Origin of the sequence: Celeribacter sp. PS-C1, from assembly GCF_019429625.1 — a bacterium.
Lineage (GTDB): Bacteria > Pseudomonadota > Alphaproteobacteria > Rhodobacterales > Rhodobacteraceae > Celeribacter.
On the sequence record NZ_JAHXRW010000004.1, the window covers coordinates 316561 to 342574 of the forward strand.

The following is a 26014-nucleotide window of genomic DNA, read 5'->3' on the forward strand; positions in this document are numbered from 1 at the left end:
AGACAAGATCATGTCCTCTTCGCCTCGCAAGGCCGCGCGCAGGGCCCTGCCCGCTGATGCCCGCACCAAGCTGATCCGCACGCTGGCCCTGAGTTTCGCACTTTTGGCGGCGCTCACCGCCTCTACGCTTTTGGCCGATGCCGCCATTCAGGATGGTGTTGACGTCTGGGACGTTGTGCGCGGTGTGTTGATCTTTGTGACCACCGCCTGGCTCGCCTGGGGGGCGACGCTGTCTTTCGTCGGCCTCGCACCGCGCGTCGGCAAACGCCGCCCTGCGCCGGAGTTGCAAACCCCTGCCCCGCGCCTTGTCGTCTTGGTGCCGATCTGCAACGAAGACCCGGTGACGACCTTTGCCCGCATCGCCGCGATGGATCAGTCGATCCGCGCCGAAGCTCTCGCCGCCGACATCGCGATCCTGTCTGACACCCGCAATGATGAATCTGCGCTTTTGGAGCGTCAGACCTATCTGCGCCTGATCCGCGAGACGCACGGAGAAGGTCGCATTTTCTACCGTCGTCGCGACGACAATCGGGGCCGCAAGGCGGGCAACATCGAAGAATTCATCCGTCGCTCCGGCAGTGCCTATGATTTCGCGCTGATCCTCGATGCCGACAGCCTGATGGAGGGCCGCGCCGTGCGCGAGATGGCCGCCAAGATGCAGGCCGACCCGAAGCTTGGCCTGTTGCAGACCCTGCCGAAAATCATCGGTGCGCGGTCGTTCTTTGGCCGGGCGATGCAATTCGCGGCGAGCTTTCACAGCCCGATCTTCACCCGTGGCCTTGAGCGACTTCAGGGCAACACAGGTCCTTTCTGGGGTCATAACGCCATGGTGCGGGTCAATGCCTTTGCTGAAAGCTGCGCTCTGCCGGAACTGGCGGGACCGCCGCCCTTTGGCGGGCATATCCTCAGCCATGACTATGTCGAAGCCGCGCTTTTGGCGCGCGGTGGCTGGCGCGTGCAGGTCGATCACACCATCAGCGGCTCGTTCGAAGAAGGCCCCGAAAACATCCTGTCCTACGCCAAACGCGACCGCCGCTGGTGTCAGGGCAACCTGCAACATTCCCGGCTTTTGCTGTCTCCCGGCATCGCGGGCTGGTCCCGGTTCGTGTTTTTGCAGGGTATCTTTGCCTATCTCGTTTCCGTGCTCTGGGCCGCTTTCCTGATCACCTCTGTGGTGGCGACAATCCTTGCACCGGTGCCAAATTACTTCCCCGAACCGCATATGCTGTTCCCGGTTTTCCCGGACGACCGGACCAAGGAGATCACCGCGCTGATCGTGGGCATCATGGGGCTTTTGATCCTGCCAAAATTCGCCATTCTCTATGAGGCCTCTGGCACGCGGCGCACCGCGCGGTTTGGCGGATCGCTTCGTGCAGGTTTCTCGGTTGTGGCGGAGATTTTACTGTCCTCACTGATCGCACCTTTGATGCTGATGTATCAAACCAAAGCCGTGCTTCAGGTGCTCTCCGGTCGCGATGGCGGCTGGCCCGCCAACCAGCGTGGCGAAGGCGCTTTGACCTTGATGGAAGGCTTCCGCGCCGGGCTTTGGATCATGCTCACAGGCGGCGCGGCGCTGGCTTTGGTCGCCCGTGTGGCACCCGATCTGACGCTTTGGCTCCTGCCCGTCTGTCTGCCGATGTTGGCAGCGCCTTTCCTGATCGCATGGACCTCGCGTCCGCTCACACATGCCCTGTTTCTGGTGCCCGAAGAGCGCCGCCCTGCCCCGGTGATCCGCAGCTATCGCGAGATCCTTGGCCGTTGGCAGGCGGAGCCGCGCGCAGATGTGGCATCCCCGGAGGTGACCCATGTCCCGGCATGACATCGCGGTGCCGAATGAGTTGGCCCAGCCGGTGAAACGCCCGCGAGATCCGCGGATCGACGCGTTTCGCGGGCTGGCGCTCTTGATGATCTTCATCGACCATTCGCCGCACAATCCCTATGAATATCTCACCGTGCGCAACATCGGCTTTTCCGACGCGGCGGAGGCGTTTTTCATCATGTCCGGCGTTGCCGCCGGTCTGGCCTACACCGGCCGGTTCGAGGCCCGTCACGAGAAAGGCCTGTGGCAGGCCATGGCGCCGATGTGGAAACGCTCCTGGACGCTCTATCTGGTGCAAATCCTGCTGACCTCTCTGGCCATCGCGATCTTTGCCGCAGGCGCCACATGGTTTGGCGTCGACGAGTTGCTGACCAAAATCAACCTCAGGCAGGTGTTCAACAACACCGCCGAGGCGCTCATCGGCATTCCTCTACTGGGGCATCAGCTTGGCTATGTGAACATTCTGCCCGCCTATTCGGTGCTGTTGTTTTGCGGGCCCTTGATGATCCTCTTGGGGCTCTGGCGGCCCATGTTGCTTTTGGGGCTGTCGGCCGCGATTTGGCTCGCGGCGGGCATTTGGCGGATCAACCTGCCGAATTACCCCAATCCGGGCGGCTGGTTTTTCAACCCTGTCGCGTGGCAATTCATCTTTGTCGTCGGGCTTTTGACGGGGATTTTCCTGCGTCGGGGCGAACGCTTTTTGCCGAAAACGCCGTGGCTCTTTTGGCTCGCGGCCGGGTGGCTCGCGGTGGTTCTGGCATGGCGCTATGTGCCGGAATTCGGGCCGTTCATGAACCATCAGATGGCGGTTCTGGGCAAGGCGGGCCTGCCGTTCAACATGGTATCGCATGACAAGACCTTCCTCGCCCTGCCTCGTATGACCCATGCTCTGGCGCTGGCCTATGTGTTGTCCTGCCTGCCTTGGGTGACACGTCTGACCGGCTCGAAAGCGCTGTCGTTCTTGCGGCTGTTGGGGCGTCAGGGCCTTTTGGTTTTCGCAGCGGGCACGGTGCTGGCGCTCTTCAACCATGTGATCATGGGCTATTACGCGGAGGCAGAGTGGCTCGGGTGGGTGCTCCTACCCTTGGGCGCATTGATCCTGATCGCGGTCGCCTGGCTGGGCGATGTTCAGAAGTCTGCAAAGCGCAAAACCGCCGCGCGTCAGGTGGAGGTTGCGGCACCGCCCCTGCCTGCAGAGTAACACGCAAGTGTATTCAGGCCGCGCACAATCCGTTTCAGCATTTTTTTGCAGATGATTCGTTTTTGGGATTCACAGCGCGAATCGCCTGTGGCATAAGAGGGTTACGGAGGGGTTCCGCCAAAGAGAACGCCCCGTGAGGCAGTACAGGTGATCTGACTCCGGTCGGGCATCTTTCATACAAAAAGGTAAGAAGCCTATCATGGCTCATCCGCGTAAACGCCCCTCGCTGGCTGTGCTTTTGTACGTCGGCGTGATGGTCACCCTCGGTGGCTATTTCACCTTTGCATCCGTGCAAGGGGAGTATGGGCTGTTTCGCCGCTTGCAGATCGAGGCAGAATTGTCCGAGTTGCAAGCGGTGAGCGGCAAACTCGACGCGGAGCTGGCCGTGATGCGCAACAAGACTTTGCGCCTGTCCGACAGCTATCTCGATCTCGACCTTTTGGATGAACAGGCACGCGATGTTTTGGGCTATCTTCGTGCCGATGAGATTGTGATCCGCTGACATCCAGACATCCCCTGCCCGAAAGGCAAAAGATGACACAGACAGCCAATGACACCGCACCGTTTTTGACCCGCCGCCGGATGATTTTGGGTGGCACGGGTCTTTTGGCGTTGTCGGCCTGTGGCGGTGGCTATGGCGGCGCGCCTGCGAACCCCGAGGATGCCTGCGCGATCTTCCGCGAGCGCCCGCATTACCAAAGGGCGCTGGAGGCCTCCGCACGCAAATGGGGTGTGCCGGTGCATGTGCAAATGGCGCTGATCTATCAGGAATCCACCTTCCGCGCGACCGCCCGCCCACCGAAACGCTATGTCCTGTTCATCATCCCGAAAGGCCGGGCCAGCTCCGCCCGCGGCTATGCGCAGGCGCTCGACGGCACATGGGACGACTACCGCAACGGCCCGGGTCGCGCAGGCGCCAGCCGCAGCAACATCCGTGACGCCACCGATTTCATCGGCTGGTATGTCTCGACCAACAACGCCGCCTTGGGGATTACCAACACCGACGCCCGCAACAGCTATCTGGCCTATCACGAAGGCCGCACAGGATACCGGCGCGGATCGCATAATGGCAAGACGTGGTTGCTGAATGTGGCGGATGGGGTGGCTGCGCGCGCGGCGCGCTATGAGGCGCAGCTGGGGTATTGTAGTCGGTGAGCGGCGTTAGGCCGCTTCAAACCGTTACGGCAAGTAGTCCCGCGCGAAAATCATCAGCAAGCCAACAATTGAAAAGAGCATTGCATAACTCGCCACAACATACGCAAGGGCCTTTAACCACTTTTTCCGCAACTCGGGAAATATCTCCCCCGCCAACAAGCGACTAAAATTATTCTGCGGACTTTTGGGGTCAGCGAGAGCTTTCCATGGTACGTACGAAATATGCCCCTCTGATATTTTAAACATCGTGGAAATAACTTTCGACTGCCAAAAGAAGAAAATGCCAAACGCAATAACAGCATTGGCAAACGATACAAAAACAAGAGCATAAACGAGAATGGCCATGACGCTATTCTAACGTCTGGATGCAGCGTCAGACAATGCCATGAAGTCATTGGGCATTTCATCTCCGAGCTTCACCGCCCCCCTCCTGCCCCGCCATTCCCAAAACGCATAGCTGCCACCCGCAATGCATATCAGAAAATCCGTGCAATCGTGACTTACCTCCTCTATCATATAGTTTAATACTAAACTATCAGCCGTGATCTTGGAGGAGGAGGCCTGATGGCACCCCGTAAAACAGCGTCCAAACCGGCAAGCCAAGCAAACGTCTCTAAAGACGAGCTTCTTGCCTATTACAAAGACATGCTTCTTATCCGTCGTTTCGAGGAAAAAGCCGGCCAGTTGTACGGCATGGGCCTCATCGGCGGGTTCTGTCACCTCTATATCGGCCAAGAGGCCGTTGTGGTCGGGCTTGAGGCCGCCACGAAAGAGGGCGACAAGCGCATCACCTCTTACCGCGATCACGGGCACATGCTCGCCTGCGGCATGGACCCGAACGGCGTGATGGCCGAGCTGACCGGTCGCGAGGGCGGCTATTCCAAAGGCAAAGGCGGCTCGATGCACATGTTCTCGAAAGAGAAGCATTTCTACGGCGGCCACGGGATCGTCGGTGCGCAGGTGCCGCTCGGCGCCGGTCTGGCATTTTCAGACAAATACAAAGGCAATGACAATGTGACCTTCGCCTATTTTGGCGATGGTGCAGCCAACCAGGGTCAGGTCTATGAGACCTACAACATGGCCGAGCTTTGGGACCTGCCGGTCATTTTCGTCATCGAAAACAATCAATACGCCATGGGCACCTCGGTGGCCCGCTCGACCAAATCCCCGTCCCTGTGGGAACGCGGCGCGGCTTACGGGATCGAAGGCGAGGAAGTGGACGGCATGGACGTTCTGGCCGTGAAAGAGGCCGGTGAGCGCGCCGTGGCACACTGCCGCGCGGGCAAAGGGCCCTACATCCTTGAGGTGAAAACCTACCGCTACCGTGGTCACTCCATGTCCGACCCGGCGAAATACCGGACCCGTGAGGAAGTGCAGAAAATGCGCGAAGAACGCGACCCGATTGAGGCCGTGCGTTCGATCCTTTTGACCGGCAACCATGCGACCGAAGACGATCTGAAGGCCATCGACAAAGACATCAAGGCCATCGTCAACGAATCCGCAGAATTCGCCAAGGAAAGCCCGGAACCGGCGCTCGAAGAGCTTTGGACCGACATTTACGCGGACGAAATTCCGCAGCACAACGCCTGATCCGGGGAGAACGACACAATGGCAACCGAACTTTTGATGCCCGCCCTTTCTCCGACGATGGAAGAAGGCACGCTCGCGAAATGGCTCATCAAGGAGGGCGACACCGTCTCCTCCGGCGACATCATCGCGGAAATTGAAACCGACAAGGCGACGATGGAATTCGAAGCCGTGGACGAAGGGATCGTCGGCAAGATCCTCGTGGCCGAGGGCACCGAGGGTGTGAAGGTCAACGAAGTGATCGCGATCCTCGTCGAAGAGGGCGAGAGCGCGGACGACATCGCGGCCCCTGCCCCCGCTGCCGAGGCTCAGGCCCCTGCGGCGACCGAAGCACCGGCGTCTGCTCCGGCGAAAGCTGCGGCTCCGGTCGAAGTGGTCTCCAAAGCCTCCCCGGATTTCCCGGAAGGCACACCGATGAAAACCCAGACCGTGCGCGAAGCACTGCGCGACGCCATGGCTGAAGAGATGCGCCGTGACGAGAACGTCTTCCTCATGGGGGAAGAGGTCGCGGAGTATCAGGGCGCTTACAAAATCTCCCAAGGCATGCTGGACGAGTTTGGCCCGAAACGCGTTATCGACACGCCGATCACCGAGCACGGCTTTGCGGGCATCGCCACGGGTGCGGCCTTTGGCGGGTTGAAACCGATCGTCGAATTCATGACCTTCAACTTCGCGATGCAGGCCATCGACCACCTGATCAACTCCGCCGCCAAGACGCTTTACATGTCTGGCGGTCAGATGGGGGCACCGATGGTGTTCCGTGGTCCGAATGGGGCCGCCGCCCGCGTGGGCGCGCAGCACTCCCAAGACTACGCCGCATGGTATGCGCAAATCCCGGGCCTCAAAGTGGTCATGCCCTACTCGGCAGCCGACTACAAAGGTCTGATGAAAACCGCGATCCGTGACCCGAACCCGGTGATCTTCCTTGAGAACGAAATCATGTACGGCAAATCCTTTGAAGTGCCGGACCTCGAAGATTTCACCATTCCCTTCGGCAAGGCCCGCATCTGGCGCGAAGGCACGGATGTGACCATCGTCTCCTTCGGCATCGGCATGACCTACGCCTTGGAAGCTGCGGACAAACTGGCCGCAGAAGGCATCTCCGCCGAAGTCATCGACCTGCGGACGCTCCGTCCGATCGACTACGACACCGTGCTGGCCTCCGTGATGAAGACCAACCGCTGCGTGACCGTCGAAGAGGGCTTCCCGGTCGGTTCCATCGGCAACCACATCTCGGCTGTAATTATGCAGCGTGCGTTTGATTATCTCGACGCGCCGGTGATCAACTGTGCCGGTAAAGACGTGCCGATGCCCTATGCCGCCAACCTTGAAAAACTCGCGCTTGTGACCACCGACGAAGTCGTGGCTGCCTGCAAAGAAGTCACCTACCGCTAAGGAGAACCCGTTATGGCTATTGAACTTTTGATGCCCGCGCTGTCTCCGACGATGGAGGAAGGGACGCTGGCGAAATGGCTCGTGAAAGAGGGGGACTCCATCTCCTCTGGCGATGTGATCGCAGAGATCGAGACCGACAAGGCGACGATGGAATTCGAAGCCGTTGACGAAGGCGTCATGGGGAAAATCCTCGTGGCCGAGGGCACGGAAGGCGTGAAAGTGAACGCGCCCATCGCGGTGCTTTTGGAAGAGGGCGAAGACGCCTCTGCCGCTGAGAACCTCGGCGCCTCTGCGCCCGCTCCGGCGGCAGCAGAAGCCCCGAAAGCCGAGGCGGCGGCTCCTGCCCCCGCAGCTGCTGCGGCCCCTGCCCCGGCAGCTCCGGTTGCAGCCTCCGGCGAGCGCATCTTTGCCTCGCCGCTGGCGCGTCGCATCGCAGCTCAGAAAGGTCTCGATCTGTCTGCGATTTCGGGCTCCGGTCCGAAAGGACGTATTGTGAAAGCGGATGTGGAGAACGCCACTGTCGCGCCGAAAGCCGAAGCTCCGAAAGCTGCTCCGGCCCCGGCTGCTGCAGCCGCTGCGCCCTCTGGTCCCTCGGCGGATATGGTCGCGAAGATGTACGAAGGTCGCGAGTACGAGGAAATCAAACTCGACGGCATGCGCAAAACCATCGCTGCGCGTCTCACGGAAGCCAAGCAAACCATCCCGCATTTCTACCTGCGCCGCGACATTCAGCTTGATGCGCTGATGAAATTCCGCGCCGAGCTGAACCACCAGCTCACTGGCAAGGGTGTGAAGCTGTCGGTCAATGATTTCATCATCAAGGCCGTGGCCAACGCGCTACAAGAAGTGCCGAGCGCCAATGCCGTTTGGGCAGGCGACCGTGTGTTGCAGATGAAAGCATCCGATGTGGCCGTCGCGGTCGCCATCGAAGGCGGTCTGTTCACGCCGGTTCTGAAAGACGCTGACATGAAGTCGCTTTCGGCCCTGTCGAAAGAGATGAAAGACCTCGCGCATCGCGCCCGCGACCGCAAGCTTGCGCCGCATGAATATCAGGGTGGCTCCTTTGCGATCTCCAACCTCGGCATGTTCGGCATCGACAATTTCGACGCCATCGTGAACCCGCCGCACGCAGGTATTCTGGCGGTCGGCACCGGGGTCAAGAAACCGGTGATCGGCGAAGATGGCGAGATCAAGGTCGCGACCGTGATGTCCGTCACCATGTCGGTGGATCACCGCGTGATCGACGGCGCGCTTGGGGCGGAACTGCTCAAAGCCATCGTCGAAAACTTGGAAAATCCGGTGGCGATGCTGGCTTAACGCCAAGCCTCATCATAGTGTTACAGAAGGCCCCGCAAGTGCGGGGCCTTTTGCGTAAGGGGTGAATGGATGTTGAGGTTTTTCTGGGGGCGGCACAGGCTTAGAGTGACACGGTCACCGGATCTGCGAGGCCGAATTCCTCTTGAATGGCAGAGAGCCGCGCGGGATCGGTGATTTCCAGATTGGCGAAATAGAGCAGCTTATCGTTGCCTTTGCGGATCTGCATGTTGTCGCCGTGGTTGACCACATAAAGCATCGCCGGAAATGGAACCGGGTCCAGAGGAAAGCCAAGTCGCGCCGCACGGGGGGCGTAATTCTTGTGACCCTTGCCAATCATGCGCAGGAAGAAGACAGGAAAGGCCTGTTTGCCCCAGTCCACCGCGAAAAAGGCGCAGGAGCCGCAATGCTCCCAAAACTCGGTCTCGCCACCGATGGCCCGGCCCAAAGGGGCCATGCGCCCGGACAGCGCATCCATCATATAGCCCTGTTCGACCAGATAGCCCCGGCCATTGTTGTCCTCTGCCACATAGCGAAACAGATCGGGGTGCAGCAGATCGTCGGCATCGAGATGCATGACATAGCTGAACCGGTCGAACGTCCGTGCGGCGTATTCCGCCATCAACCGCACCTTGATCCTCTGATCGGAGACGTTGGCGGCGGCATGATGTGGCGGAGCAGAAACGAAATGATAGCCGTCTTTTTCGGGGAAATTGTCGGGCCGGTCCTGAGAACAGAGGATCACTTCGACATTCGAATAGCTCTGCGCCCGAATCGAGGCCAAGGTCAGTTCAAGAATATCGCAAACACTGTGCCAGTCGTGCGCCCGCGCCTTGCCGACGAGCGGGATCATCACGAGGATAAGCGGCGCATCCTCCGGCTTGTGTTTCCGAGCGAAAACATGGCGGTAGCCCGCGGAAAGCAGCGATTTCACGTCCATCTGAGCAGCGGCCCTACTCAGGCCTTTTCGCCGCGTGCACCAATCAGTTGGTTCATCGAAATCGACGGCTGGGAACAGCCAGCCTCACCCACGACTTTGGCGGGAACACCCGCGACCGTGGTGCAATGCGGTACATCATTGAGGACGACAGAACCCGCAGCGACGCGAGAGCAATCGCCGATCTTGATATTGCCGAGCACCTTGGCGCCTGCGCCGATCAGGACACCGTCGCCAATTTTCGGGTGACGGTCTTCGTCCTCTTTGCCGGTGCCGCCGAGCGTCACGGAATGCAGGATCGAAACATTGTCGCCGATCACAGCCGTCTCGCCAAAGACCAAAGCATGGGCGTGGTCGAGGAACAGCCCCTTCCCGATGCGGCAGGCGGGGTGAATGTCGACGGAGAATTGCTCGGACATGCGCATCTGGAAGAAATAGGCCAGATCGCGGCGACCTTCGCGCCAGAGCCAGTTGGAAACGCGATGGGCTTGGATCGCCTGGAAGCCTTTGAAATAGAGCAAAGGCTGGATGTAGCGATGGCAGGCCGGATCGCGGTCGTAAACGGCAGCGATGTCGGCACGCGCAGCCTCAGAGAGCATCGGATCGCCCGAATAGGCGTCGTCGGCAATCTCGCGAATAAGCTGTTCGGACATCTCGGGAGAGGCAAGTTTCTGCGCGATCCGATAGGCCAGCGCATCCTCCAGCGTCTCGTGATGCAGGATACAGGCATGGACCAACCCACCCAACAGAGGCTCGGCCTCAACGGCTTGCCGCGCCTCGGAGACGATCTGGCTCCAGACGGGATCGAGTTTTTTCAAAGTGGTGCGTGTCTTGGCCATGCGCTTTTCCTCTTTTTCGAGAGTGTACTATAGATAGTCCCGAATTCAAAAGCGCAAGAGCGTAAAGATGAAAAAGACCCCGCCGCAGGTGCGCGACGGGGTTTGTGATTTTGCGTGATCGACCGGATGGTCGTCGTCCGCGTGTTATTCGTAGGGCAGTGAGAATTGGACACAGTGGATGGCGAGGCGGATCACTCCGCCTGCATCGAAATCCCCGCCCTCTCCGGTGAGGATCAGATCCTCGGAGGCATAATAGGTCAAAGGCGTGCCGGTGAGACCGCGCAGCCAGCTGCCTTGTGAGAGCGAAAGACCTGAGCCGTAGCGGTTCGAAGACCCCGCCACACCAAGCGAAAAGCCCGTGAGCCCGCTGCCGGTGATGTCGCTGAGAACCCGCCCTGTGACGCCATAGACGACGGATTGTCCGGGGAGCGCAAAGCTGGCCGCAGAGGTGGTGCCGGCGGTTATCGTGTGATCGATCTCGATGACACGCTGCACCATGCCCGCACCATTTGCGGAGAGGGTCTGAAGGCCCAGCACCCAATCCGCGCCATCATATCCGGCCCAGCCATTTTGATCCGCGATATAGGCGCGCATGCCCAAAGTGGCGGGCACAAACGCCCAGCCGCCGTTGACATACAGCGAGATCATCCCCGCCTGACCGGACCAGTCCTTGACAGGGGCGGAGCCCACACCGTAAGCGTCGCCCTCTTGCGGCGTCAAAGGCGGTGTGTTGCCGGTTACGGAGAGGAGCGTGAGCTGCATCAGCCCGTCGATCCGGCTCAGCGCCTCATTCACGGTCACATGTTTCTGGGCCTGCGCGGCCTCGATCAGCGGCAGGGCAAAACGGGTTGTATCACTCATTGATCTCAATCCTTTTGAAGAGGCCCGCGCCGAAGCTTTCGGACATTTGGGCAACGTGGATTTCATAAGCGCCGGTCAGACCGTCGCTGGTTTTCTGAGAGGCCGTGTAGGTCCAGCTTGTGGAGCCGGTGGTAACTTCGCGTAGAATGGCGCCGTCCTTGATGACCCGGACGAGGTAGAGCTCATAGCTTTCACCCAGTGGCACCTCAAAGGATTGCCAACTGTCGCCATCGATACGCGTTCGCCGCACCCAACTCACCGCCGTGCCGCCCGTCCCTGTCGGCACCGCTTGGAGATGCGCGGGCGCATAGGGCCGCAATCCGATGCCATCGAAAGCCTCGACATAGTGGCTGAAGCTCGTGTCATCATAGGCCCGGTTCGACGGCCCGATCCGGTAGTGACGCGCCAGACCACGGGACGACTGCGGCAGATCAAGCTGACGCAATGTCGTGTCGATCAGCACAAAGCGCGAGCCCGCAGGCCAGCTTTGCGTCTTATCGCCCGTGTCCAGACCATCCGTACCAGCCTGCCCGCGAAGGCGCAGCGAGATGTCGTAGGTGTTCTCACCCACGATCTCGGCATTGGCGAATTGGAACACCTCCCAATTGGACGAGGTGCCATCGCCGATGGCCGCGACATTGGCGCCATTGAGCACATCAAGCGGGTCGACCGAGGACAATTCCCCCCGTGTCAGTTTGACCCGCAGCACAGAACCGCGATCCCAGAGGCCGGGTTTGGCCGCATCAAGTGCAGTCTGCGTGACCCCGATTGTGGCCCAGCTCGGCACCAGAGTGTTGAGCGTATAGCCACTGTCCGACGCCGACGCATAGACCGCCGCAGAGCCCGGCCAAGGATTGGCCGTCACCGCGATATGCGGTGTGTAAGGCACCTCGTCTCCGGTCAACAACGGCAAGTCAAGGAACAACGGATAGACCGGCACAGGCGCGGAGAAGGCCTTGGCCTCGATGATCTCTTCGACCATGTCGGAAGGCTCATAGACCTCCTGCTCGACCCGCACGGCTTCGATCTGTTGCTGTTGACCAAGGGTGGCGTGATCGACGCGGTAGCGCAGCGTGCCCTCTTCGGTCTCGACGCTGATCACATCGCCCGCGCCATAGGACATGAGCGACGGCGACAGGGAGAACCGTGCCGTATCCCGCGCAATCCGCGCCTCGGAGAGCCAGCGCTCGACGATCTGGCGCCCCTCGGCCCGCGTGAGTGCAAGAGGCAGTTCGGATTGCGACACCAGACGGCTTGCCTCATCCGGGAAGATCGCCTCCTCGGAGCGCGCCGCATAATCGCCGTCGGCATCGACAAAGGTCAGCTGAACGCGGCCAGCGACCTCGGCCTCAGGCGCACGGACGCGCTCGAACAGACCGTCCAACTCGTCGGAAACCGCAAAATCCGTATCCGCCAGCGTCAGCTGCGATTTGCCATCCCGCGAGCGGAAGATCAGTTGCCCCTCACGCTCGACGGCTTCGAAACCATAGGCCAGCATCAAGGGTTGCAGCGCCGAACGCGCCCCCGCGATGTCGTTGACGTTATAGCCCCGGAGCACGCCCCAAAGCTCGGTTGTGTCGATCTCTTTCACGCCGGACCGCACGCAGATTTCGGTTACGACATCGGCCACAGACCGCGCGGTCGAACGCCCGTTGAGCCAATGCCCCTTGGCGTAACTGTCGCCATCGGACCACACCGCCGTGACCGACGGAAACGCCGGATAGGGCCGCGCGTCCCACGCCCAGACATGGGCACGGGTCATGTCGATCATCGGGCCGTCATAGACCTCGGAGGTCGGGTTGTTCTCATCCTCGCCCCAATAGCCGGTCATCGCCCGGATGTACTGAAGCTGGATGAAATCATCCCGCCGCCCGTTAGAATAGGCCGGAAGTGCGCTTTCCGAGGATTTCGCATCCAGAAACTTGTTCGGCTCATTGGTGCCCTTGTCGATCGCGGCACAGCCCAGTTCATCGACCCAGGCCGCATCGAATTGCGGCCCGCGCAGCGCCTCAGGATCATTACCGGAAAACACGGTGGCCTCCGCCCCGTTGGGCCAGATCAGCGTTCGTCGCGTCGCATGCCATGTCGGTCGCCGGTCGGGGGGCGAACAGGCCAGAATGCCACTGTCGCCAAACACCATCACCTCGCGCGCCTGATCATAGGTCTCGCCGATCAACGCCACCCGTTTCGCGCGGCCTCTTTGTGTCGCCCGGCTTCCCTCAACCATCGACCGCACCCATTCGGAGCCCGCGCGCGTTTTGCCTGCACCGCGCCCGCCCATGATCACCCATGTGCGCCAATCGCCCTCCGGCGGCAATTGGTGATCCAGCGCCCAAGCCTCGAAGAGGTAAGGGAGCGCCATAAGCGCCCCCTCCCCCAACGTGTCCAAAAACTCACGCTGTGTCTCTGGTGGCTCTGAGGCGAGCCAGCCGATCAAGGATCTCAGATTTGGCGGCGTCAAAGTCGATCTCTCCGCCGCCGAGCTCTCCGCTTTTGCGTTTGTGCTCATCGAGACGTTTCCTTTCGTCGAATGAGGTGTTCAGCGCCTTGTTGAGATCCGCCATGTGCTTGGCGATGTCCTTCGCCGCATCCGGATCTCCGGCCTCAACACCGAGTATGGCCTCGTTGACGGCCCCGATCGCCCGGAGCACGCTCTGGTCGGCAATCTTCACCAGATTGTCCAACCCGTGTTCATCCCCCACAGATGAAGTCACTTTCATTGTCTTCGCCTCTCATGCTTGAGTGTTCTCCGCACGAGAAACGCGAGGTTTTTCGGTGCCCCTCAGCACTTTGACGGGACGTAATTGGACCCCCTCAGGTCCCTTTCGCCTCATCCCCCACGCTTTCCAGCAAGACCACCCTGCGACAAAACCCGTAAAATTGGTTAAAGCCAGCGCGCGGCGTCAGCGTATCAAAGCATTAACCTTTGCCACATGACTGCGGCTTTGTTCCCACTTGAAATCGCGGCCCATTTTGCGCATCACCGAAAAGAAAACGAGGAACCGCCATGGCCAGCGCCTTTCACGCCAAGCTCTACGCGCTCTACGAGGGCGACAGCGACCGCGCGCATGTCTTTCGCTACGCGCTTTTGACCTTCGACATGGTGACCATCCTCTTCGTCATCGTCACCTCATTCTTCCCGCACCCGCTCTGGGTCGAGATCACCGATCTGGTGTTCGGCTTCCTGATCCTTCTGGACTTCTCCGCGCGGGTCTATGTGGCCGATCGCAAGGTCCAGTACCTGACCCGTCCCTCGACGCTCGCCGACATCCTCGCCATGATCTCTTTTCTGGCGCCGCTCGCGGGCGAAGGCCTTGGCTTCCTGCGCATCCTGCGCACGCTCAGGCTCTTGCACACCTATCAGCTGATGAACCGGCTGCGGCAGGACTTTAAACTCTTCCGCAAACACGAAGAAGTCATCGTCGCCGCGATCAACCTACTGGTCTTTATCTTTGTCACAACCGGGCTGATCTACGCCTTGGAGCACGGCCACAACCCGCATATCCGCAACTACGCAGATGCGCTCTATTTCACCGTGACGACGCTCACCACCACCGGTTTTGGCGACATCACCCTGCCCGGCACAACGGGTCGCCTGGTCTCCATCGCCGTGATGTTCTTTGGTGTCACGCTGTTCCTGCGCCTCGCCCAAGTGCTCTTTCGTCCCACCAAAGTGCGTTACGAGTGCGAAAGCTGCGGGCTCATGTTGCATGACGCGGATGCGACCCACTGCAAACATTGCGGCGCCGTGGTTCATATCCAAACCGAAGGCCTTCTGTAGCGTCTCCGGCGGGAGTATTTTCCCACGGAAAAGACGCTATTCCACGGCTGTGCCGAACAGCGTTACCATGGCCGCGATTACCGTCACGGCGACGAAAAAGGCGATATGGATGGCTGATTTGCCAGCACGGCGCGCCAGCACTACGGCGATGGCGCCCTGCACCGTGTAATAGGCGGCAAAGGCCTTGGACGCCCAGGAAATGATCTGGAAGACGTCGAGGCCCCATGTGATCATAAGGCCCAAGGCGACCAGCCCGGCATAGCCGATTTTCACGGGCACCCGGCCCTTGGTCAGTTCCTCAACCAGCCCACCCGCACCGGAAGTGTCCGCCACAGCCGCCGAGAACTGCGCCGCGAGCGCCGCGATCACCAGCATCATCGGCAACACCGGCGCAACGATCCGCATCATGTCGATAATGGCCGTTTCCGAGGTCTCGATCTGATCGGGACGGAATACATAGGCCATGAGCAGCACGTAGATCATGTAGATCGCCGCCGAGACCCATTGCGCAATGCGCATCGAGCGGATGCGGGTCTTGGCGTCGTACTCCTCGCCCAGATAGTGCGAGGTTTCAAAGCCCTGCACCGTGACCACAAGCCCGAACAACAGGCTCAGCGCTGGCCAGCCCGTCAGGCTCGCGGGCGTCACGATCAACGCCTCAGTGCTGGCTTTCTCCGCGAAAAACCATGCCAAGCCGACCAAAAGCCCGGCAATAATCGACAGTTTCAGCCCGACAGACACCTGTTCCAACCGCTCCAATGCCGAAAACCCTTTGGTCCAGCCGGTGATCAGGATCACACCAAACACCGCACTGGTCACCAGACGCGCCGCAACCTCCGTGTCCCATGGCGTCAGACTGACAGCAAAGGCGCCCAAAAGGTTGAGATAATAAGCGACCGAAATCACATAGGCGAAGGACAGCACCCAAGAGGCCAGATGTTCGAGCCGACCGCTCAGCGCATCATGTCCGCGCTCGTCCAATGCCGCGATATTGAACCGCACCGCAGCGCCGATCGCATAGGCCAAGAGACACAAAAGCGCCATCGCCAGCGGTGTCCACGCCCCGTAAGCCTGCGCCAAAATAGGTCCCAAAACCAGAAAGCCCGATCCTATGATCGAGGCCAATGGCGTCACAGTCGCTTTCCAAAGCTGTGCCTGCGCCAGCCGCGGCCAACTCAAAAGCCCCGCCACCAAAAGCGTCATGGCAATAATGGCACTGGTTTCCATCGTCTCGTCCTTAAAAAGCAAAAGGGCGCAGCCTCGCCGCGCCCTTTTCATATCGTCTCAATAGCTTACTGGCTTGCGCGTTCGGCTTCGATCTCGCGCCATTTGGCGACATTGGCGTTATGTTCCACCAAGGTCTCGGCAAAGGCGTGCCCGCCCGAACCATCTGCCACAAAGAACAGATAGGGCGTCTCATCCGGGTTCACCGCCGCCTGCATCGCCTCAAGCCCCGGGTTGGCAATCGGTCCCGGCGGCATGCCCTCAATCACATAGGTGTTGTAGGGGCTGTTCGATTGCAGCTCCGACTGACGCAAACCGCGCCCCAGCACGCCGACACCATTGGTCACGCCGTAAATCACCGTCGGGTCCGTCTGAAGCCGCATGCCACGACGCAAACGGTTCTCGAACACAGAAGCCACCTGACGGCGCTCTTCCGCCAGCCCGGTTTCCTTCTCGATGATCGAGGCCATGATCAGCATCTCTTCCGGCGTGTCGAACGGCAGGCCATCGACACGCGCCGCCCAGACCGTGTCGATCCGCTGCTGCTGCGCCGCTTCCATGCGAGCAATCAGGTCGTCCACATCGGAGCCTTCGCGCACTTCATAACTATCGGGCGCCAACATGCCCTCTGCAGGCATCTCGTCCGTCTCGACAGAGCCGGTCATAAAATCAGCCGCTTTGAGGCTTTCAACGACGCGCCACACGGTGGTGCCCTCGGCCACCAACACGCGATAGCGCGTGTCCGCCTCGGACCGCACCTTGGTATATTCAGCCGGAATCTCCTGAACCGCGTCGCTCTCTGCGATGGGTTCGAACTCGGCGGTTTCAACATAACTGCCGGTCTGCGGATCCAGTTCACGCACCTGAATTTCGGCGCGGTTCACACCGATGCGGTAAACCACCTCGGTGCCACAAGTCGACGCACCGCCACGGGTGATTTGATCAATGATCTCCACCATGGAGGCGCCTTCCTCAACAAGGAAAGACCCGGCCTTAAGTTCTTGTGACTTCTCAGAATACTCGGCACCGATACGGAAAATATGCGCATTGGAAATCGCGCCTTGATCGGCCAGATTTTCGGACACCCGCCGCATGGTCGAGCCCGACGGCACACGCAGACAGATCGCCTGATCAAGAGGTCCTTGAGCAGAATATTCCCGTTTGCCCCAAGCCACCGCCCCCGCCAAAGCGACGAGGGCGACGATGAAGAGGGTCAGCGCATTCGAGGCGATGGATCGCCACATATCAGCTGTCCACCTTTTTCAGAACCAGAGAGGCGTTGGTGCCGCCAAAGCCGAAGGAGTTCGACAGTGCCACGTTGATCTCGCGCTCACGTTTGGCATTGGGCGCTAGATCAAGTTTCGGTTCAACCGCCGGATTGTCGAGGTTGATCGTCGGCGGAGCGACTTGGTCACGGATCGCCAGCACACAGAAAATCGCTTCAACAGCCCCAGCAGCGCCCAGCAGGTGGCCGATGGAGGATTTGGTGGAAGACATCGTGGCCTTGGAGGCCGCATCGCCCAACAGACGCTCAACGGCGGACAATTCGATCGTGTCGGCCATGGTCGAGGTGCCATGCGCGTTGATGTAGTCGATTTCGGACGGTTCAATCCCTGCGCGGGCCAGTGCCGCCTGCATCGCGCGGAAACCGCCATCGCCATCCTCGGACGGCGCGGTGATGTGATAGGCGTCGCCCGACAGGCCATAGCCCACGACCTCAGCATAAATCTTCGCACCGCGCGCTTTGGCGTGTTCGTATTCTTCGAGCACGACAACACCGGCGCCCTCGCCCATGACAAACCCATCACGGTCGTCATCATAGGGACGCGAGGCGTGGCTCGGATCGTCTTTGCGTTTTGTGGACAGTGCCTTACAAGCGTTGAAGCCCGCGATACCCAGTTCACAGATCGCCGCTTCCGCACCGCCTGCGACCATCACATCCGCATCACCATAGCCAATAAGACGCGAGGCATCGCCGATCGCATGCGCGCCGGTGGAACAGGCTGTCACAACCGCGTGGTTCGGACCTTTGAAGCCGTAGCGGATCGACACCTGACCGGAGATCAGGTTGATCAGGGAGCCCGGAATAAAGAACGGAGAAATCCGACGCGGGCCTTTTTCTTTCAAAAGGACAGCCGCATCCGCGATGGACGACAGGCCACCGATGCCGGAGCCAATCAGCACACCGGTGCGCAGGCGATCTTCCTCGCCCTCGGGCTTCCAATCCGCATCTGTGAGCGCCTGTTCTGCCGCAGCAATGCCGAATAGGATGAAATCATCCACCTTCTTGCGCTCTTTGTTCGACATCCAGTCCTCGGGATTGAACGTCCCGTCGGTCCCATCCCCGAATTTCACCTCACAGGCGTAATCGGTCGCCAAATGGCTCGCGTCGAACCGCTGGATCGTGCCAGCCGCCGATTGGCCGTCCAAAAGGCGCGACCATGTTTCCTCCACGCCGCATGCCAGCGGCGAAACCATTCCAAGTCCAGTGACAACTACTCGGCGCATCCGTGCCCCCTCATTTTTCGTCTGCGTTTTCTTACACGGCTCCGACCGGCGATGGAAGTCCGAGACGGGATTTGCCGCCAAATCGGCGAATGGTAACCAGATATTGAGGCTTGGTGGGCAATCAAGAGGGACGTGCAACCGATAGAAACGCCTATGCTCTCGCTCTCACTCCCCCTGCTCGGCCTCTTGCGCCTCTGTTTTCTGGCAGTTGTCGGCCTGTTCTGCGTGGTTCTGCCAAAGTCTGCCAAGGCTGATCCCTCTTGCGGGCTCGAAGACTGGCTCACCTCGCTGAACGCCAGCGCAAATTCCTATGTCGCCGCTCTGGGAAGCGCGTCGGAACACGAAGCCGCGCGGCAATTCCGCACCGAAATGGAACGCTACGACCGCGACAGGCTTTTAAAACAAATCCGCGATTCCGATTTGGGGCAAAACGAAAAAGCCCTGATGAATTACATCTCGTCGCGCCGCCATCTTCTTGATTTGCATGAGGGGAACTGGCCCGAAATGGCCAAACGCTATGGCTCCGACCCGCGCTTTGGCGCGCAAGCCAACACGCTCGAACGCTATCTGACAGCCATTCCCTGCGACCCGGATGCGCCGGATTTCCTCAACGCCGCCGCAGAGGATGACCAAAGTTTTATGGCCCGCTTGTCCGGGGGCGTCGACGAAATGATTTCCCTCCTCACGCCGAAAGAGGAGGAAGAGCCCGCGCCCGTCGACCCCACAAATTTCGACGAGTTTCGCCCACATCCGCCTGCGCCACGCGAAAAGTCGACCGTCGCTTTAAGCCCCTCGGGCAACGTCGCCTTCGCCTTGGGGATTTTCACCTTTATCACGGCCATCACCTCCTGGGTTTGGATGCGCTACGGCATCGTGCAACGCCGCGCCATCCGTTACCCCTGCAGTTTGCCGGTGATCATTTTCGATGGAATCGCCCCGGTCATCGGCGAATTTCTCGACATCAGCCAGATCGGTGCGAAAATCGAAAGCGATCTTACCCTGCCTCTGCGCCAAAAGATCAAACTCACCTGCGGTCCGGTCGAGCGCAAAGCCCGCGTGATCTGGCGCAACAATCACTTCGTCGGCGTGAAATTCGACCGTAGCCTGTCCGAGTTGGAAATGCGCTCGCTCCTGGGCCCCTATGCCGCGCAAATATCCGCAGAACGCGAGGAAGCGCGTCAAATGGGTCTCGACATCCCCCTGTCCTCTTATGCTCCTGCCTCCTTCAAACCCGCGCTTACGCCGCCCGAAGAAAACCTTGACGACATTGAGGCCGCCCCTTCAGACCGCGATACCTCAGAGCAAGAGCCGCCCGATGCCGCAGCCTAAAAGGAAAGGACACAGGCAAAAGAAAACGGCGCCGTCCAAAGACCACGCCGTTTCAAAATCTAGTTCTGATCGGCCCCCTATTGGGCGCCCCCAAAAGGGTCGGATCAGGAAGCTTCGGTGATGAACTTCACCGCGTCGCCAAAGGTCTGGATGGTCTCGGCTGCGTCGTCCGGGATCTCAATGCCGAACTCTTCTTCGAATGCCATAACCAGCTCGACGGTGTCGAGGCTGTCTGCGCCCAGGTCGTCGATGAAGGACGCGGTTTCCGTCACTTTATCTTCTTCAACGTCGAGGTGCTCGACAACGATCTTTTTCACGCGATCTGCGATGTCGCTCATGTTCTTTCCTCACAGTTTGGGGCCCGTTGCCCGCTTTCAGCTTTGGCCGCTCGGACCACTCTCTTTACATGCCGACGTGATCGGATCGTTTCAACCCTTAAACGCCCACATGCCCACGGGCGCTTGACCGCCCGTGCTCAATCTGCGCTGCTCATAGCACAATCCTTCCCGGTGGCAAATGTTTTGTGACGCCACGTCCGAAAAGGCTTTATGCGCTCAGAGCATAGCCATCCCGCCATTCACATGCAGCGTCGTGCCGGTGGTATAGCCTGCCTCTTGCGAGGCCAGATACAACACAGCCGCCGCGATCTCTTCCGGCGTGCCCATGCGCGCGCTCGGGATCTGTGCGTTGATCTTGTCTTTTTGATCGTCCGTCAGCTTGTCGGTCATCGCGGTCGCAATGAAGCCCGGCGCAACGCAGTTCACGGTGATACCGCGCGTTGCAACCTCGTAGGCCAGCGATTTCGACATGCCGACCATGCCCGCTTTCGACGCCGCATAGTTGCCCTGCCCCGGGTTGCCGGTCGCGCCGACGATCGAGGAAATATTCACAATCCGGCCCCAACGTGCCTTCATCATGCCGCGCAGCACGCCTTTGCACAGGCGCATCGTCGAGGTCAGGTTCACGTTCAGCACGCTTTCCCACTCGTCATCCGACATCCGCATAAACAGGTTGTCGCGCGTGATGCCCGCGTTGTTCACCAGAATATCGACAGAGCCCATCGCCTCGGCCGCCTGCTTCGGCAGCGCCTCGACAGACTCCTTGTCAGACAGGTTGCACGGCAACACATGCGCACGCTCACCAAGCTCTGCCGCCAGCGCTTCCAAAGGCTCCACCCGCGTCCCGGACAGCGCCACAGTTGCTCCCGCATCATAAAGCGCCTTGGCAATCGCACCACCGATGCCCCCGGACGCGCCCGTGATCAGCGCATTTTTACCAGTCAGATCAAACATTTCCAATTCCTCCGAAGCTTTTCGCTTCTTTTGTCCATAAAATATTCCGGGTGAACCGCGCCCAAAGGCGCGGTGAGGGCGGAGCCCTTACCCTTTCAGCTTCGCGATGTCTTCAGGCGTGCCCACGGCACTGCAAGCGATGGATTTCTCAATCCGCCGCACCATACCCGAAAGCGCCTTGCCCGCACCGATTTCCCACATCTCGGTGACGCCCTCTGCCGCCATGTAGGCCACGGATTCGCGCCAGCGCACGGAACCGGTCACCTGCTCGACCAAAAGCGCCCGGATCAACGCCGGATCGGTCACGGCGGAGGCCCGCACGTTCGCCACCAGAGGCACTGCGGGGGCCACGATCTCGACATCGTCCAAGGCCTCGGCCATCACCTCTGCCGCAGGCGCCATCAGCGCGCAGTGGAACGGTGCGGAGACCGGCAAAAGAACCGCACGTTTCGCGCCTTTTTCCTTGGCGATCTCAACGGCGCGCTCAACGGCGTCTTTGTGACCGGAGACCACAACCTGCCCCGGATCGTTGTCATTCGCCGCCTGACAGACCTCACCTTGGGCCGCCTCTTCCGCCACGTCTTTCACGGTCGCGAAATCCAACCCCAGCAAAGCTGCCATGGCGCCCACGCCCACAGGCACAGCCTTTTGCATCGCTTCGCCACGGGTGCGCAAAAGCCGCGCCGTATCGGCCACGGAGATCGCACCCGCCGCAGCCAAAGCGGAATATTCACCCAAGGAGTGCCCCGCCACAAACGCTGCATCCGTCACCGCAAAGCCCTCGGCCTCCAGCGCCCGCATCGCCGCCAAAGAGGTCGCCATCAACGCAGGCTGCGCGTTCTGCGTCAGCGTCAGCGTCTCGATCTCGCCCTCCCAGATCAGCGAGGACAGGCTTTCACCCAATGCCTCATCGACCTCTTCGAATACGGCTTTAGCCGCAGGATATGCCTCGGCCAAAGCCTTGCCCATACTGATGGTTTGGGCGCCCTGCCCCGGGAAAACGAATGCGCGCGTCATGCTCGCCCCTCCAACTGTCTCAATGTTGCAGACGGGTCTAACGGTCTCACGCGCAGGCGGCAAGCCCGACATGGGACCCACCGTCACTCAGCTTGATCGCATCGACGCGCCGGATCACCCATTGGAACAGAGATTAAGATCAGCGCAAAGAACGCGGCAGTGTCTTTGAAGCCGCCTTGCGCGTCATGCGCTGAGACCGAAGACGCGTCGCGTCGGCATTCTCCGTGACGGACATTACTGGCGCGATAGGTTCGGCCCGCAAATCCGTATTCAGATCGTACCAAAGCTCCCGCAGCACCGTTTCACTGCCCTCGAACAGCGTCTCTATCGCACCCAGCGCGCCGAAACGCACATCGAGATGCGTTGTCCGGCTCGGCACCGGACTGCGGCGCACGAACACCGATCCGATCTCCTCAAATCCGATCACAGTGTGCAACCGCGACTCTGCGCGGCGGTTCACCCACACGATCCGAAGCTGGTGGCGCAGCAAATCAACCTGCACCTCACGACCAAAGCCGCGCTCCGCCAGATAGCCCAGAGACAACCCGACGATGCCAAGGATGATCGACAGGCCCAACTTGATGCCCAAAAGCCCGAGCGCAAAACTCGCCCCCGGCCAGAGCCAAAGCGCACCCATCGCCAGAAGAGAGAGAAAAGACAGCCCCCGCAGGCCCACCTCCGCCCGCGCCCGCATGTTGCCCGAACCGTCCTGCTGCGTGAGACAATAGCCCCACCCCGTCTCTCGCCGAAAGATCGTCCCGCGATCCTTCGTCCTCACGGGTGCCGCGCTCGCCCCGCGCACCAAATCAGAAGACAGCGTCATTCTGTACATTCCTTGTAGTCGTCTCATCCTTAGGTTGTAATGTTGGTTAATCAGGGCGGGAATGTGACCAGCTTACGGTGTTTTTTTGCGGCGTCGAAAATCACCCATCCAAGCCACAGATCAACGCCGGAGTTTATTCTTGAACCGAGGCCCGAAATGCGTATAAGGGCACATCCTTTCGCAAGATACGTATGAACCGCGCAGTCTCTCGTGGTCGGGCCGCGGAAGGTCAAATGCCCGTCCTATGAAATGCGCTTGAACATGATTGGAGCACCCATGCCGCTTTACGAGCATGTCTTCATTGCGCGTCAGGACCTTTCCAACGCGCAGGCCGAAGGTCTCATCGAACATTTTGGCACCGTCCTCGCCGACAACGGCGGGAAACTCGTCGAGCACGAGTACTGGGGCGTCAAAACGATGGCCTACAAGATCAACAAAAACCGCAAGGGCCACTACGCCTACCTGCGCACCGACGCCCCGTCGGAAGCCGTGCAGGAAATGGAACGCCTGATGCGTCTGCATGACGACGTGATGCGCGTCCTGACCATCAAGGTCGACGCGCACGAGGAAGGCCCCTCCGTGCAAATGCAGAAACGTGACGACCGCGAAGAGCGCCGTCCGCGTCGCAACTGATCTTGCTTGGAAAGGACCTAACCTATGGCCGCTAAACCGTTTTTCCGCCGCCGCAAAGTCTGCCCGTTCTCCGGCGACAATGCACCTGCGATCGATTACAAAGACACCCGTCTTCTGCAGCGCTACATCTCCGAGCGCGGCAAAATCGTTCCGTCCCGCATCACCGCAGTCTCTGCGAAGAAACAGCGTGAACTGGCCCGTGCCATCAAACGCGCTCGCTTCCTCGCCCTGCTGCCCTACGCTGTGAAGTAAGGAGTAGATCCCATGGAAGTTATCCTTCTCGAACGCGTGGCCAAACTTGGCCAAATGGGCGACGTCGTGTCCGTCAAAGACGGCTACGCCCGCAACTTCCTGCTGCCGCAGGAAAAAGCGCTGCGTGCCTCTGAAGCGAACATCAAAGCTTTCGAAGCTCAAAAAGCTCAGCTCGAGGCCCGTAACCTCGAGTCCAAGAAAGAGGCCGAAGCTCTGGCTGCGACCCTCGACGGTCAGAAGTTCGTCGTGATTCGCTCCGCTTCCGACGCTGGCTCCCTCTACGGTTCCGTCACCCCGCGTGACGCCGCAGACGCCGCCACCGAAAACGGCTTCACCGTTGACCGCAAACAGGTTGCTCTGAAAGCTCCGATCAAGGAACTCGGCCTGCACGAAGTGCACGTCATCCTGCACCCGGAAGTTGAAGCCACCGTCATCCTCAACGTGGCTCGTTCCACCGAGGAAGCCGAGCTTCAAGCCGAAGGCAAATCCATTCAGGAGCTTGCTGCAGAAGCCGAAGCACAGGCCGAATTCGAGATCTCCGAACTGTTCGACGACATCGGTTCCGCCGCGTCCGACGACGACGATCTGGCCGAAGCTGTCGAGGCAGAAGAAGAGTAATCTTCTCCCTGTCGAAAAATTCGAAAGCCCCGCTGTTTCAGCGGGGCTTTTTCTTTGGTCTTCCGTTCTTTGGCGTCACTTACATCTTGTGATGATCGCAGGTCACATTCGGATTGAACGGCATCAGATCACCAGACGGATTTTCCCGGAACAACCAGACATGCTGGTCATAATGCGGCATAAACCCGTGCGCCTCATCCCCCGGCGTCTCCGGGTCGTCCGCCATACGGTCCCACATGCGCCCATTGATCATCGGTGCCTCCTCATTTCCGGCGGCCTTCCAAGCCGCCTCGAACACCAGATTCTCAATCCCGACCAGCTCCATCGAGCCGTCCGCTTGGGGCTCGTAAAGCAAAATCGCCGGCTTCATGAAATCCGTATGCGTGCCGGTGCCATCAACGCGGCCTCCCGGAGGCGCCAGTTCAAGCATCGCGGGATGCAGATAATGAATACCCATTCCACCCCACTCCGCAGGCAGACCTTCCGCCGCCGCTTCCACGCAATGGCCCGATGGATCGGGAATATAGCCCTCAGCCAGCGCAACATTGACGTCCTTATACTTTTCCGCCGCACTGCGCAGTTCGTCGAGATCATAGGTCTCCGCCTGTATCGCCCCCGCGAAGCCAAGCGCAGCGACAAAGCCGGTTGCAAGTTTTGTGCATTTTCTCATGATTTTCTCCTCCCAAAGTGGACGCAAATCTTACGTCTGCGCCCACCTACATGGTGCGCGACTTGGCGAGTCGTCACAAGTTGGCCCTTTTTGCAGGCCCTCAGCGAGGTTTTGCCGAGCAAAACCACAACATCTTGGCAGAGAGGCCCGAACATGATCAATAAACACAGTTGAATTTTTAATGAGCCCCCCATGACCGCAGTCGCCCGCCGGACCTTCCTTCTGTCTGCACTCGCCCTCGCCGCCTGTGGCAACAAGGCCGAAGTCTCCCGCAACCGCCCTTTCGATCCGCCGCTCTACCCCAATGAGACGCCGGAACTGCGGGCTCTGATCAACAAATGGGCCGACCATTACGAAATCCCGCGCGAGCTGGTGCATCGTCAGGCCGTGCGCGAAAGCACCCACCGCCCCTGGGCCCGCAATGGACCCTATTGGGGCCTCCTACAAATCCTGCCGCAAACCGCCCGCACCATGGGTCACCGCGGCCCTGCGGAAGAGCTCTTGGACCCGAATGTGAACCTCGAATACGCAGGCAAATACCTGCGCGGCGCTTATATGGTGTCCGGTGGCGACATTGATGGCGCGATGGGCTGGTACGCGCGCGGCTACTACTACGAAGCCAAGGAAAAAGGGCTTTTGTATGAGACGGGACTGCGCAGCTAACCGCTTCGTTGTCTGAAAATATCCGGCAATCGCAACGAAGGGGGCAGAGCCCCCTTTTTCTTTGCCCACATTGCATACGACCACCGCGACAAAAAA

Annotated in this window: 27 protein-coding genes; 13 read left to right on the forward strand and 14 right to left on the reverse strand. The window is 59.9% G+C overall.

All coding sequences use genetic code 11. The annotated features are described in order from the left end of the window. Positions 1–10 precede the first annotated feature (10 nt). The 4 genes from mdoH (at position 11) to J5Y17_RS08330 (ending at position 4175) form a co-directional block, all read left to right on the forward strand. Positions 11–1819 carry a glucans biosynthesis glucosyltransferase MdoH gene (gene mdoH, locus J5Y17_RS08315; RefSeq protein ID WP_219784767.1) on the forward strand — a complete coding sequence of 603 codons (1809 nt, stop codon included), beginning with the start codon at positions 11–13 and terminating at the stop codon, positions 1817–1819. After that, positions 1806–3020, forward strand: coding sequence for an OpgC family protein (locus tag J5Y17_RS08320; protein WP_219784768.1), 1215 nt, complete (start codon positions 1806–1808; stop codon positions 3018–3020). The genes mdoH and J5Y17_RS08320 overlap by 14 nt, the downstream gene beginning before the upstream one ends. 199 nt (positions 3021–3219) lie before the next feature. Then, complete coding sequence (locus J5Y17_RS08325; protein WP_219784769.1) at positions 3220–3522, forward strand: septum formation initiator family protein; 303 nt, start codon at positions 3220–3222, stop codon at positions 3520–3522. An 80-nt stretch (positions 3523–3602) separates the two neighbouring features. Beyond that, positions 3603–4175 (forward strand): lytic transglycosylase, encoded by a 573-nt coding sequence (locus J5Y17_RS08330; protein WP_219784851.1) that lies wholly within the window; start codon positions 3603–3605, stop codon positions 4173–4175. A gap of 24 nt (positions 4176–4199) precedes the next feature. Here J5Y17_RS08330 and J5Y17_RS08335 read toward each other — a convergent pair whose 3' ends face one another. Next, on the reverse strand, positions 4200–4520 hold the full coding sequence (locus J5Y17_RS08335) for a hypothetical protein (protein WP_219784770.1): 321 nt from the start codon (positions 4518–4520) through the stop codon (positions 4200–4202). A 219-nt stretch (positions 4521–4739) separates the two neighbouring features. Between J5Y17_RS08335 and pdhA the strand changes: the two genes are divergently transcribed. Genes pdhA through J5Y17_RS08350 form a run of 3 tightly spaced genes read left to right on the forward strand, consistent with a single transcriptional unit; the run spans position 4740 to position 8474 of the window. Further along, positions 4740–5765 (forward strand): pyruvate dehydrogenase (acetyl-transferring) E1 component subunit alpha, encoded by a 1026-nt coding sequence (gene pdhA, locus J5Y17_RS08340; RefSeq protein WP_219784771.1) that lies wholly within the window; start codon positions 4740–4742, stop codon positions 5763–5765. Between the two features lie 18 nt (positions 5766–5783). Next, entirely contained in the window at positions 5784–7157 is a 1374-nt protein-coding gene (locus J5Y17_RS08345; protein WP_219784772.1) for a pyruvate dehydrogenase complex E1 component subunit beta, read from the forward strand. A gap of 12 nt (positions 7158–7169) precedes the next feature. Continuing rightward, positions 7170–8474, forward strand: a complete 1305-nt coding sequence (locus J5Y17_RS08350) for a pyruvate dehydrogenase complex dihydrolipoamide acetyltransferase (protein WP_219784773.1) — start codon at positions 7170–7172, stop codon at positions 8472–8474. A gap of 100 nt (positions 8475–8574) precedes the next feature. On the opposite strand, the gene J5Y17_RS08355 is transcribed toward J5Y17_RS08350, so the two are convergent. From J5Y17_RS08355 to J5Y17_RS08375, 5 genes are all read right to left on the reverse strand, one after another. Then, entirely contained in the window at positions 8575–9411 is an 837-nt protein-coding gene (locus tag J5Y17_RS08355; protein ID WP_219784774.1) for a glycosyltransferase family 2 protein, read from the reverse strand. Between the two features lie 17 nt (positions 9412–9428). Then, positions 9429–10247, reverse strand: coding sequence for a serine O-acetyltransferase (gene cysE / locus J5Y17_RS08360; protein WP_219784775.1), 819 nt, complete (start codon positions 10245–10247; stop codon positions 9429–9431). A gap of 144 nt (positions 10248–10391) precedes the next feature. Continuing rightward, entirely contained in the window at positions 10392–11108 is a 717-nt protein-coding gene (locus J5Y17_RS08365) for a DUF2793 domain-containing protein (RefSeq protein WP_219784776.1), read from the reverse strand. Further along, positions 11101–13470 carry a phage tail protein gene (locus J5Y17_RS08370; RefSeq protein ID WP_255571964.1) on the reverse strand — a complete coding sequence of 790 codons (2370 nt, stop codon included), beginning with the start codon at positions 13468–13470 and terminating at the stop codon, positions 11101–11103. Before J5Y17_RS08370 ends, J5Y17_RS08365 begins: the two co-directional genes overlap by 8 nt. Before the next feature lie 31 nt (positions 13471–13501). Continuing rightward, positions 13502–13828 carry a hypothetical protein gene (locus J5Y17_RS08375; protein WP_219784778.1) on the reverse strand — a complete coding sequence of 109 codons (327 nt, stop codon included), beginning with the start codon at positions 13826–13828 and terminating at the stop codon, positions 13502–13504. Between the two features lie 287 nt (positions 13829–14115). On the opposite strand from J5Y17_RS08375, the gene J5Y17_RS08380 reads away from it, so the two are divergent. After that, a complete protein-coding gene (locus tag J5Y17_RS08380; RefSeq protein ID WP_219784779.1) occupies positions 14116–14889 on the forward strand; it encodes a potassium channel family protein in 774 nt (257 codons plus the stop codon). A gap of 36 nt (positions 14890–14925) precedes the next feature. Here the strand turns inward: J5Y17_RS08380 and J5Y17_RS08385 are convergent, their stop codons facing one another. From J5Y17_RS08385 to fabF, 3 genes are all read right to left on the reverse strand, one after another. Then, positions 14926–16116, reverse strand: a complete 1191-nt coding sequence (locus J5Y17_RS08385) for a hypothetical protein (RefSeq protein WP_219784780.1) — start codon at positions 16114–16116, stop codon at positions 14926–14928. Between the two features lie 65 nt (positions 16117–16181). Then, on the reverse strand, positions 16182–17357 hold the full coding sequence (mltG, locus tag J5Y17_RS08390; RefSeq protein WP_219784781.1) for an endolytic transglycosylase MltG: 1176 nt from the start codon (positions 17355–17357) through the stop codon (positions 16182–16184). A 1-nt stretch (position 17358) separates the two neighbouring features. Further along, complete coding sequence (gene fabF, locus J5Y17_RS08395) at positions 17359–18621, reverse strand: beta-ketoacyl-ACP synthase II (protein ID WP_219784782.1); 1263 nt, start codon at positions 18619–18621, stop codon at positions 17359–17361. A gap of 153 nt (positions 18622–18774) precedes the next feature. Here fabF and J5Y17_RS08400 point away from each other — a divergent pair, with 153 nt between their 5' ends. After that, positions 18775–19950 carry a PilZ domain-containing protein gene (locus J5Y17_RS08400; protein WP_219784783.1) on the forward strand — a complete coding sequence of 392 codons (1176 nt, stop codon included), beginning with the start codon at positions 18775–18777 and terminating at the stop codon, positions 19948–19950. A 104-nt stretch (positions 19951–20054) separates the two neighbouring features. On the opposite strand, the gene J5Y17_RS08405 is transcribed toward J5Y17_RS08400, so the two are convergent. From J5Y17_RS08405 to J5Y17_RS08420, 4 genes are all read right to left on the reverse strand, one after another. Further along, positions 20055–20288, reverse strand: a complete 234-nt coding sequence (locus tag J5Y17_RS08405) for an acyl carrier protein (protein ID WP_009571390.1) — start codon at positions 20286–20288, stop codon at positions 20055–20057. Positions 20289–20504: 216 nt separating this feature from the next. Next, positions 20505–21242 (reverse strand): 3-oxoacyl-[acyl-carrier-protein] reductase, encoded by a 738-nt coding sequence (gene fabG / locus J5Y17_RS08410; protein ID WP_219784784.1) that lies wholly within the window; start codon positions 21240–21242, stop codon positions 20505–20507. A gap of 87 nt (positions 21243–21329) precedes the next feature. Continuing rightward, positions 21330–22259 carry an ACP S-malonyltransferase gene (gene fabD, locus J5Y17_RS08415; RefSeq protein WP_219784785.1) on the reverse strand — a complete coding sequence of 310 codons (930 nt, stop codon included), beginning with the start codon at positions 22257–22259 and terminating at the stop codon, positions 21330–21332. Between the two features lie 139 nt (positions 22260–22398). After that, positions 22399–23082 carry a hypothetical protein gene (locus J5Y17_RS08420; protein ID WP_219784786.1) on the reverse strand — a complete coding sequence of 228 codons (684 nt, stop codon included), beginning with the start codon at positions 23080–23082 and terminating at the stop codon, positions 22399–22401. A gap of 276 nt (positions 23083–23358) precedes the next feature. Between J5Y17_RS08420 and rpsF the strand changes: the two genes are divergently transcribed. From rpsF to rplI, 3 genes are read left to right on the forward strand one after another with little or no spacing between them, the layout of a single operon-like run. Continuing rightward, a complete protein-coding gene (rpsF, locus tag J5Y17_RS08425; RefSeq protein ID WP_167600842.1) occupies positions 23359–23715 on the forward strand; it encodes a 30S ribosomal protein S6 in 357 nt (118 codons plus the stop codon). A gap of 24 nt (positions 23716–23739) precedes the next feature. Further along, on the forward strand, positions 23740–23967 hold the full coding sequence (gene rpsR, locus J5Y17_RS08430) for a 30S ribosomal protein S18 (RefSeq protein ID WP_005852865.1): 228 nt from the start codon (positions 23740–23742) through the stop codon (positions 23965–23967). 12 nt (positions 23968–23979) lie between these two features. Next, positions 23980–24585, forward strand: coding sequence for a 50S ribosomal protein L9 (gene rplI / locus J5Y17_RS08435; RefSeq protein ID WP_219784787.1), 606 nt, complete (start codon positions 23980–23982; stop codon positions 24583–24585). Positions 24586–24664: 79 nt separating this feature from the next. On the opposite strand, the gene J5Y17_RS08440 is transcribed toward rplI, so the two are convergent. Continuing rightward, positions 24665–25255 (reverse strand): hypothetical protein, encoded by a 591-nt coding sequence (locus J5Y17_RS08440; RefSeq protein WP_219784788.1) that lies wholly within the window; start codon positions 25253–25255, stop codon positions 24665–24667. Positions 25256–25447: 192 nt separating this feature from the next. On the opposite strand from J5Y17_RS08440, the gene J5Y17_RS08445 reads away from it, so the two are divergent. Continuing rightward, positions 25448–25918 carry a lytic transglycosylase domain-containing protein gene (locus J5Y17_RS08445; RefSeq protein WP_219784789.1) on the forward strand — a complete coding sequence of 157 codons (471 nt, stop codon included), beginning with the start codon at positions 25448–25450 and terminating at the stop codon, positions 25916–25918. Positions 25919–26014 lie beyond the last annotated feature (96 nt).

Excerpts from the sequence above, each read along its gene's own strand:
- mdoH (WP_219784767.1), top strand. The coding sequence starts at position 11 with ATGTCCTCTTCGCCTCGCAAGGCCGCGCGCAGGGCCCTGCCCGCTGAT.
- J5Y17_RS08320 (WP_219784768.1), top strand. The coding sequence starts at position 1,806 with ATGTCCCGGCATGACATCGCGGTGCCGAATGAGTTGGCCCAGCCGGTG.
- J5Y17_RS08325 (WP_219784769.1), top strand. The coding sequence starts at position 3,220 with ATGGCTCATCCGCGTAAACGCCCCTCGCTGGCTGTGCTTTTGTACGTC.
- J5Y17_RS08330 (WP_219784851.1), top strand. The coding sequence starts at position 3,603 with ATGATTTTGGGTGGCACGGGTCTTTTGGCGTTGTCGGCCTGTGGCGGT.
- J5Y17_RS08335 (WP_219784770.1), bottom strand. The coding sequence starts at position 4,520 with ATGGCCATTCTCGTTTATGCTCTTGTTTTTGTATCGTTTGCCAATGCT.
- pdhA (WP_219784771.1), top strand. The coding sequence starts at position 4,740 with ATGGCACCCCGTAAAACAGCGTCCAAACCGGCAAGCCAAGCAAACGTC.
- J5Y17_RS08345 (WP_219784772.1), top strand. The coding sequence starts at position 5,784 with ATGGCAACCGAACTTTTGATGCCCGCCCTTTCTCCGACGATGGAAGAA.
- J5Y17_RS08350 (WP_219784773.1), top strand. The coding sequence starts at position 7,170 with ATGGCTATTGAACTTTTGATGCCCGCGCTGTCTCCGACGATGGAGGAA.
- J5Y17_RS08355 (WP_219784774.1), bottom strand. The coding sequence starts at position 9,411 with ATGGACGTGAAATCGCTGCTTTCCGCGGGCTACCGCCATGTTTTCGCT.
- cysE (WP_219784775.1), bottom strand. The coding sequence starts at position 10,247 with ATGGCCAAGACACGCACCACTTTGAAAAAACTCGATCCCGTCTGGAGC.
- J5Y17_RS08365 (WP_219784776.1), bottom strand. The coding sequence starts at position 11,108 with ATGAGTGATACAACCCGTTTTGCCCTGCCGCTGATCGAGGCCGCGCAG.
- J5Y17_RS08370 (WP_255571964.1), bottom strand. The coding sequence starts at position 13,470 with ATGGCGCTCCCTTACCTCTTCGAGGCTTGGGCGCTGGATCACCAATTG.
- J5Y17_RS08375 (WP_219784778.1), bottom strand. The coding sequence starts at position 13,828 with ATGAAAGTGACTTCATCTGTGGGGGATGAACACGGGTTGGACAATCTG.
- J5Y17_RS08380 (WP_219784779.1), top strand. The coding sequence starts at position 14,116 with ATGGCCAGCGCCTTTCACGCCAAGCTCTACGCGCTCTACGAGGGCGAC.
- J5Y17_RS08385 (WP_219784780.1), bottom strand. The coding sequence starts at position 16,116 with ATGGAAACCAGTGCCATTATTGCCATGACGCTTTTGGTGGCGGGGCTT.
- mltG (WP_219784781.1), bottom strand. The coding sequence starts at position 17,357 with ATGTGGCGATCCATCGCCTCGAATGCGCTGACCCTCTTCATCGTCGCC.
- fabF (WP_219784782.1), bottom strand. The coding sequence starts at position 18,621 with ATGCGCCGAGTAGTTGTCACTGGACTTGGAATGGTTTCGCCGCTGGCA.
- J5Y17_RS08400 (WP_219784783.1), top strand. The coding sequence starts at position 18,775 with ATGCTCTCGCTCTCACTCCCCCTGCTCGGCCTCTTGCGCCTCTGTTTT.
- J5Y17_RS08405 (WP_009571390.1), bottom strand. The coding sequence starts at position 20,288 with ATGAGCGACATCGCAGATCGCGTGAAAAAGATCGTTGTCGAGCACCTC.
- fabG (WP_219784784.1), bottom strand. The coding sequence starts at position 21,242 with ATGTTTGATCTGACTGGTAAAAATGCGCTGATCACGGGCGCGTCCGGG.
- fabD (WP_219784785.1), bottom strand. The coding sequence starts at position 22,259 with ATGACGCGCGCATTCGTTTTCCCGGGGCAGGGCGCCCAAACCATCAGT.
- J5Y17_RS08420 (WP_219784786.1), bottom strand. The coding sequence starts at position 23,082 with ATGACGCTGTCTTCTGATTTGGTGCGCGGGGCGAGCGCGGCACCCGTG.
- rpsF (WP_167600842.1), top strand. The coding sequence starts at position 23,359 with ATGCCGCTTTACGAGCATGTCTTCATTGCGCGTCAGGACCTTTCCAAC.
- rpsR (WP_005852865.1), top strand. The coding sequence starts at position 23,740 with ATGGCCGCTAAACCGTTTTTCCGCCGCCGCAAAGTCTGCCCGTTCTCC.
- rplI (WP_219784787.1), top strand. The coding sequence starts at position 23,980 with ATGGAAGTTATCCTTCTCGAACGCGTGGCCAAACTTGGCCAAATGGGC.
- J5Y17_RS08440 (WP_219784788.1), bottom strand. The coding sequence starts at position 25,255 with ATGAGAAAATGCACAAAACTTGCAACCGGCTTTGTCGCTGCGCTTGGC.
- J5Y17_RS08445 (WP_219784789.1), top strand. The coding sequence starts at position 25,448 with ATGACCGCAGTCGCCCGCCGGACCTTCCTTCTGTCTGCACTCGCCCTC.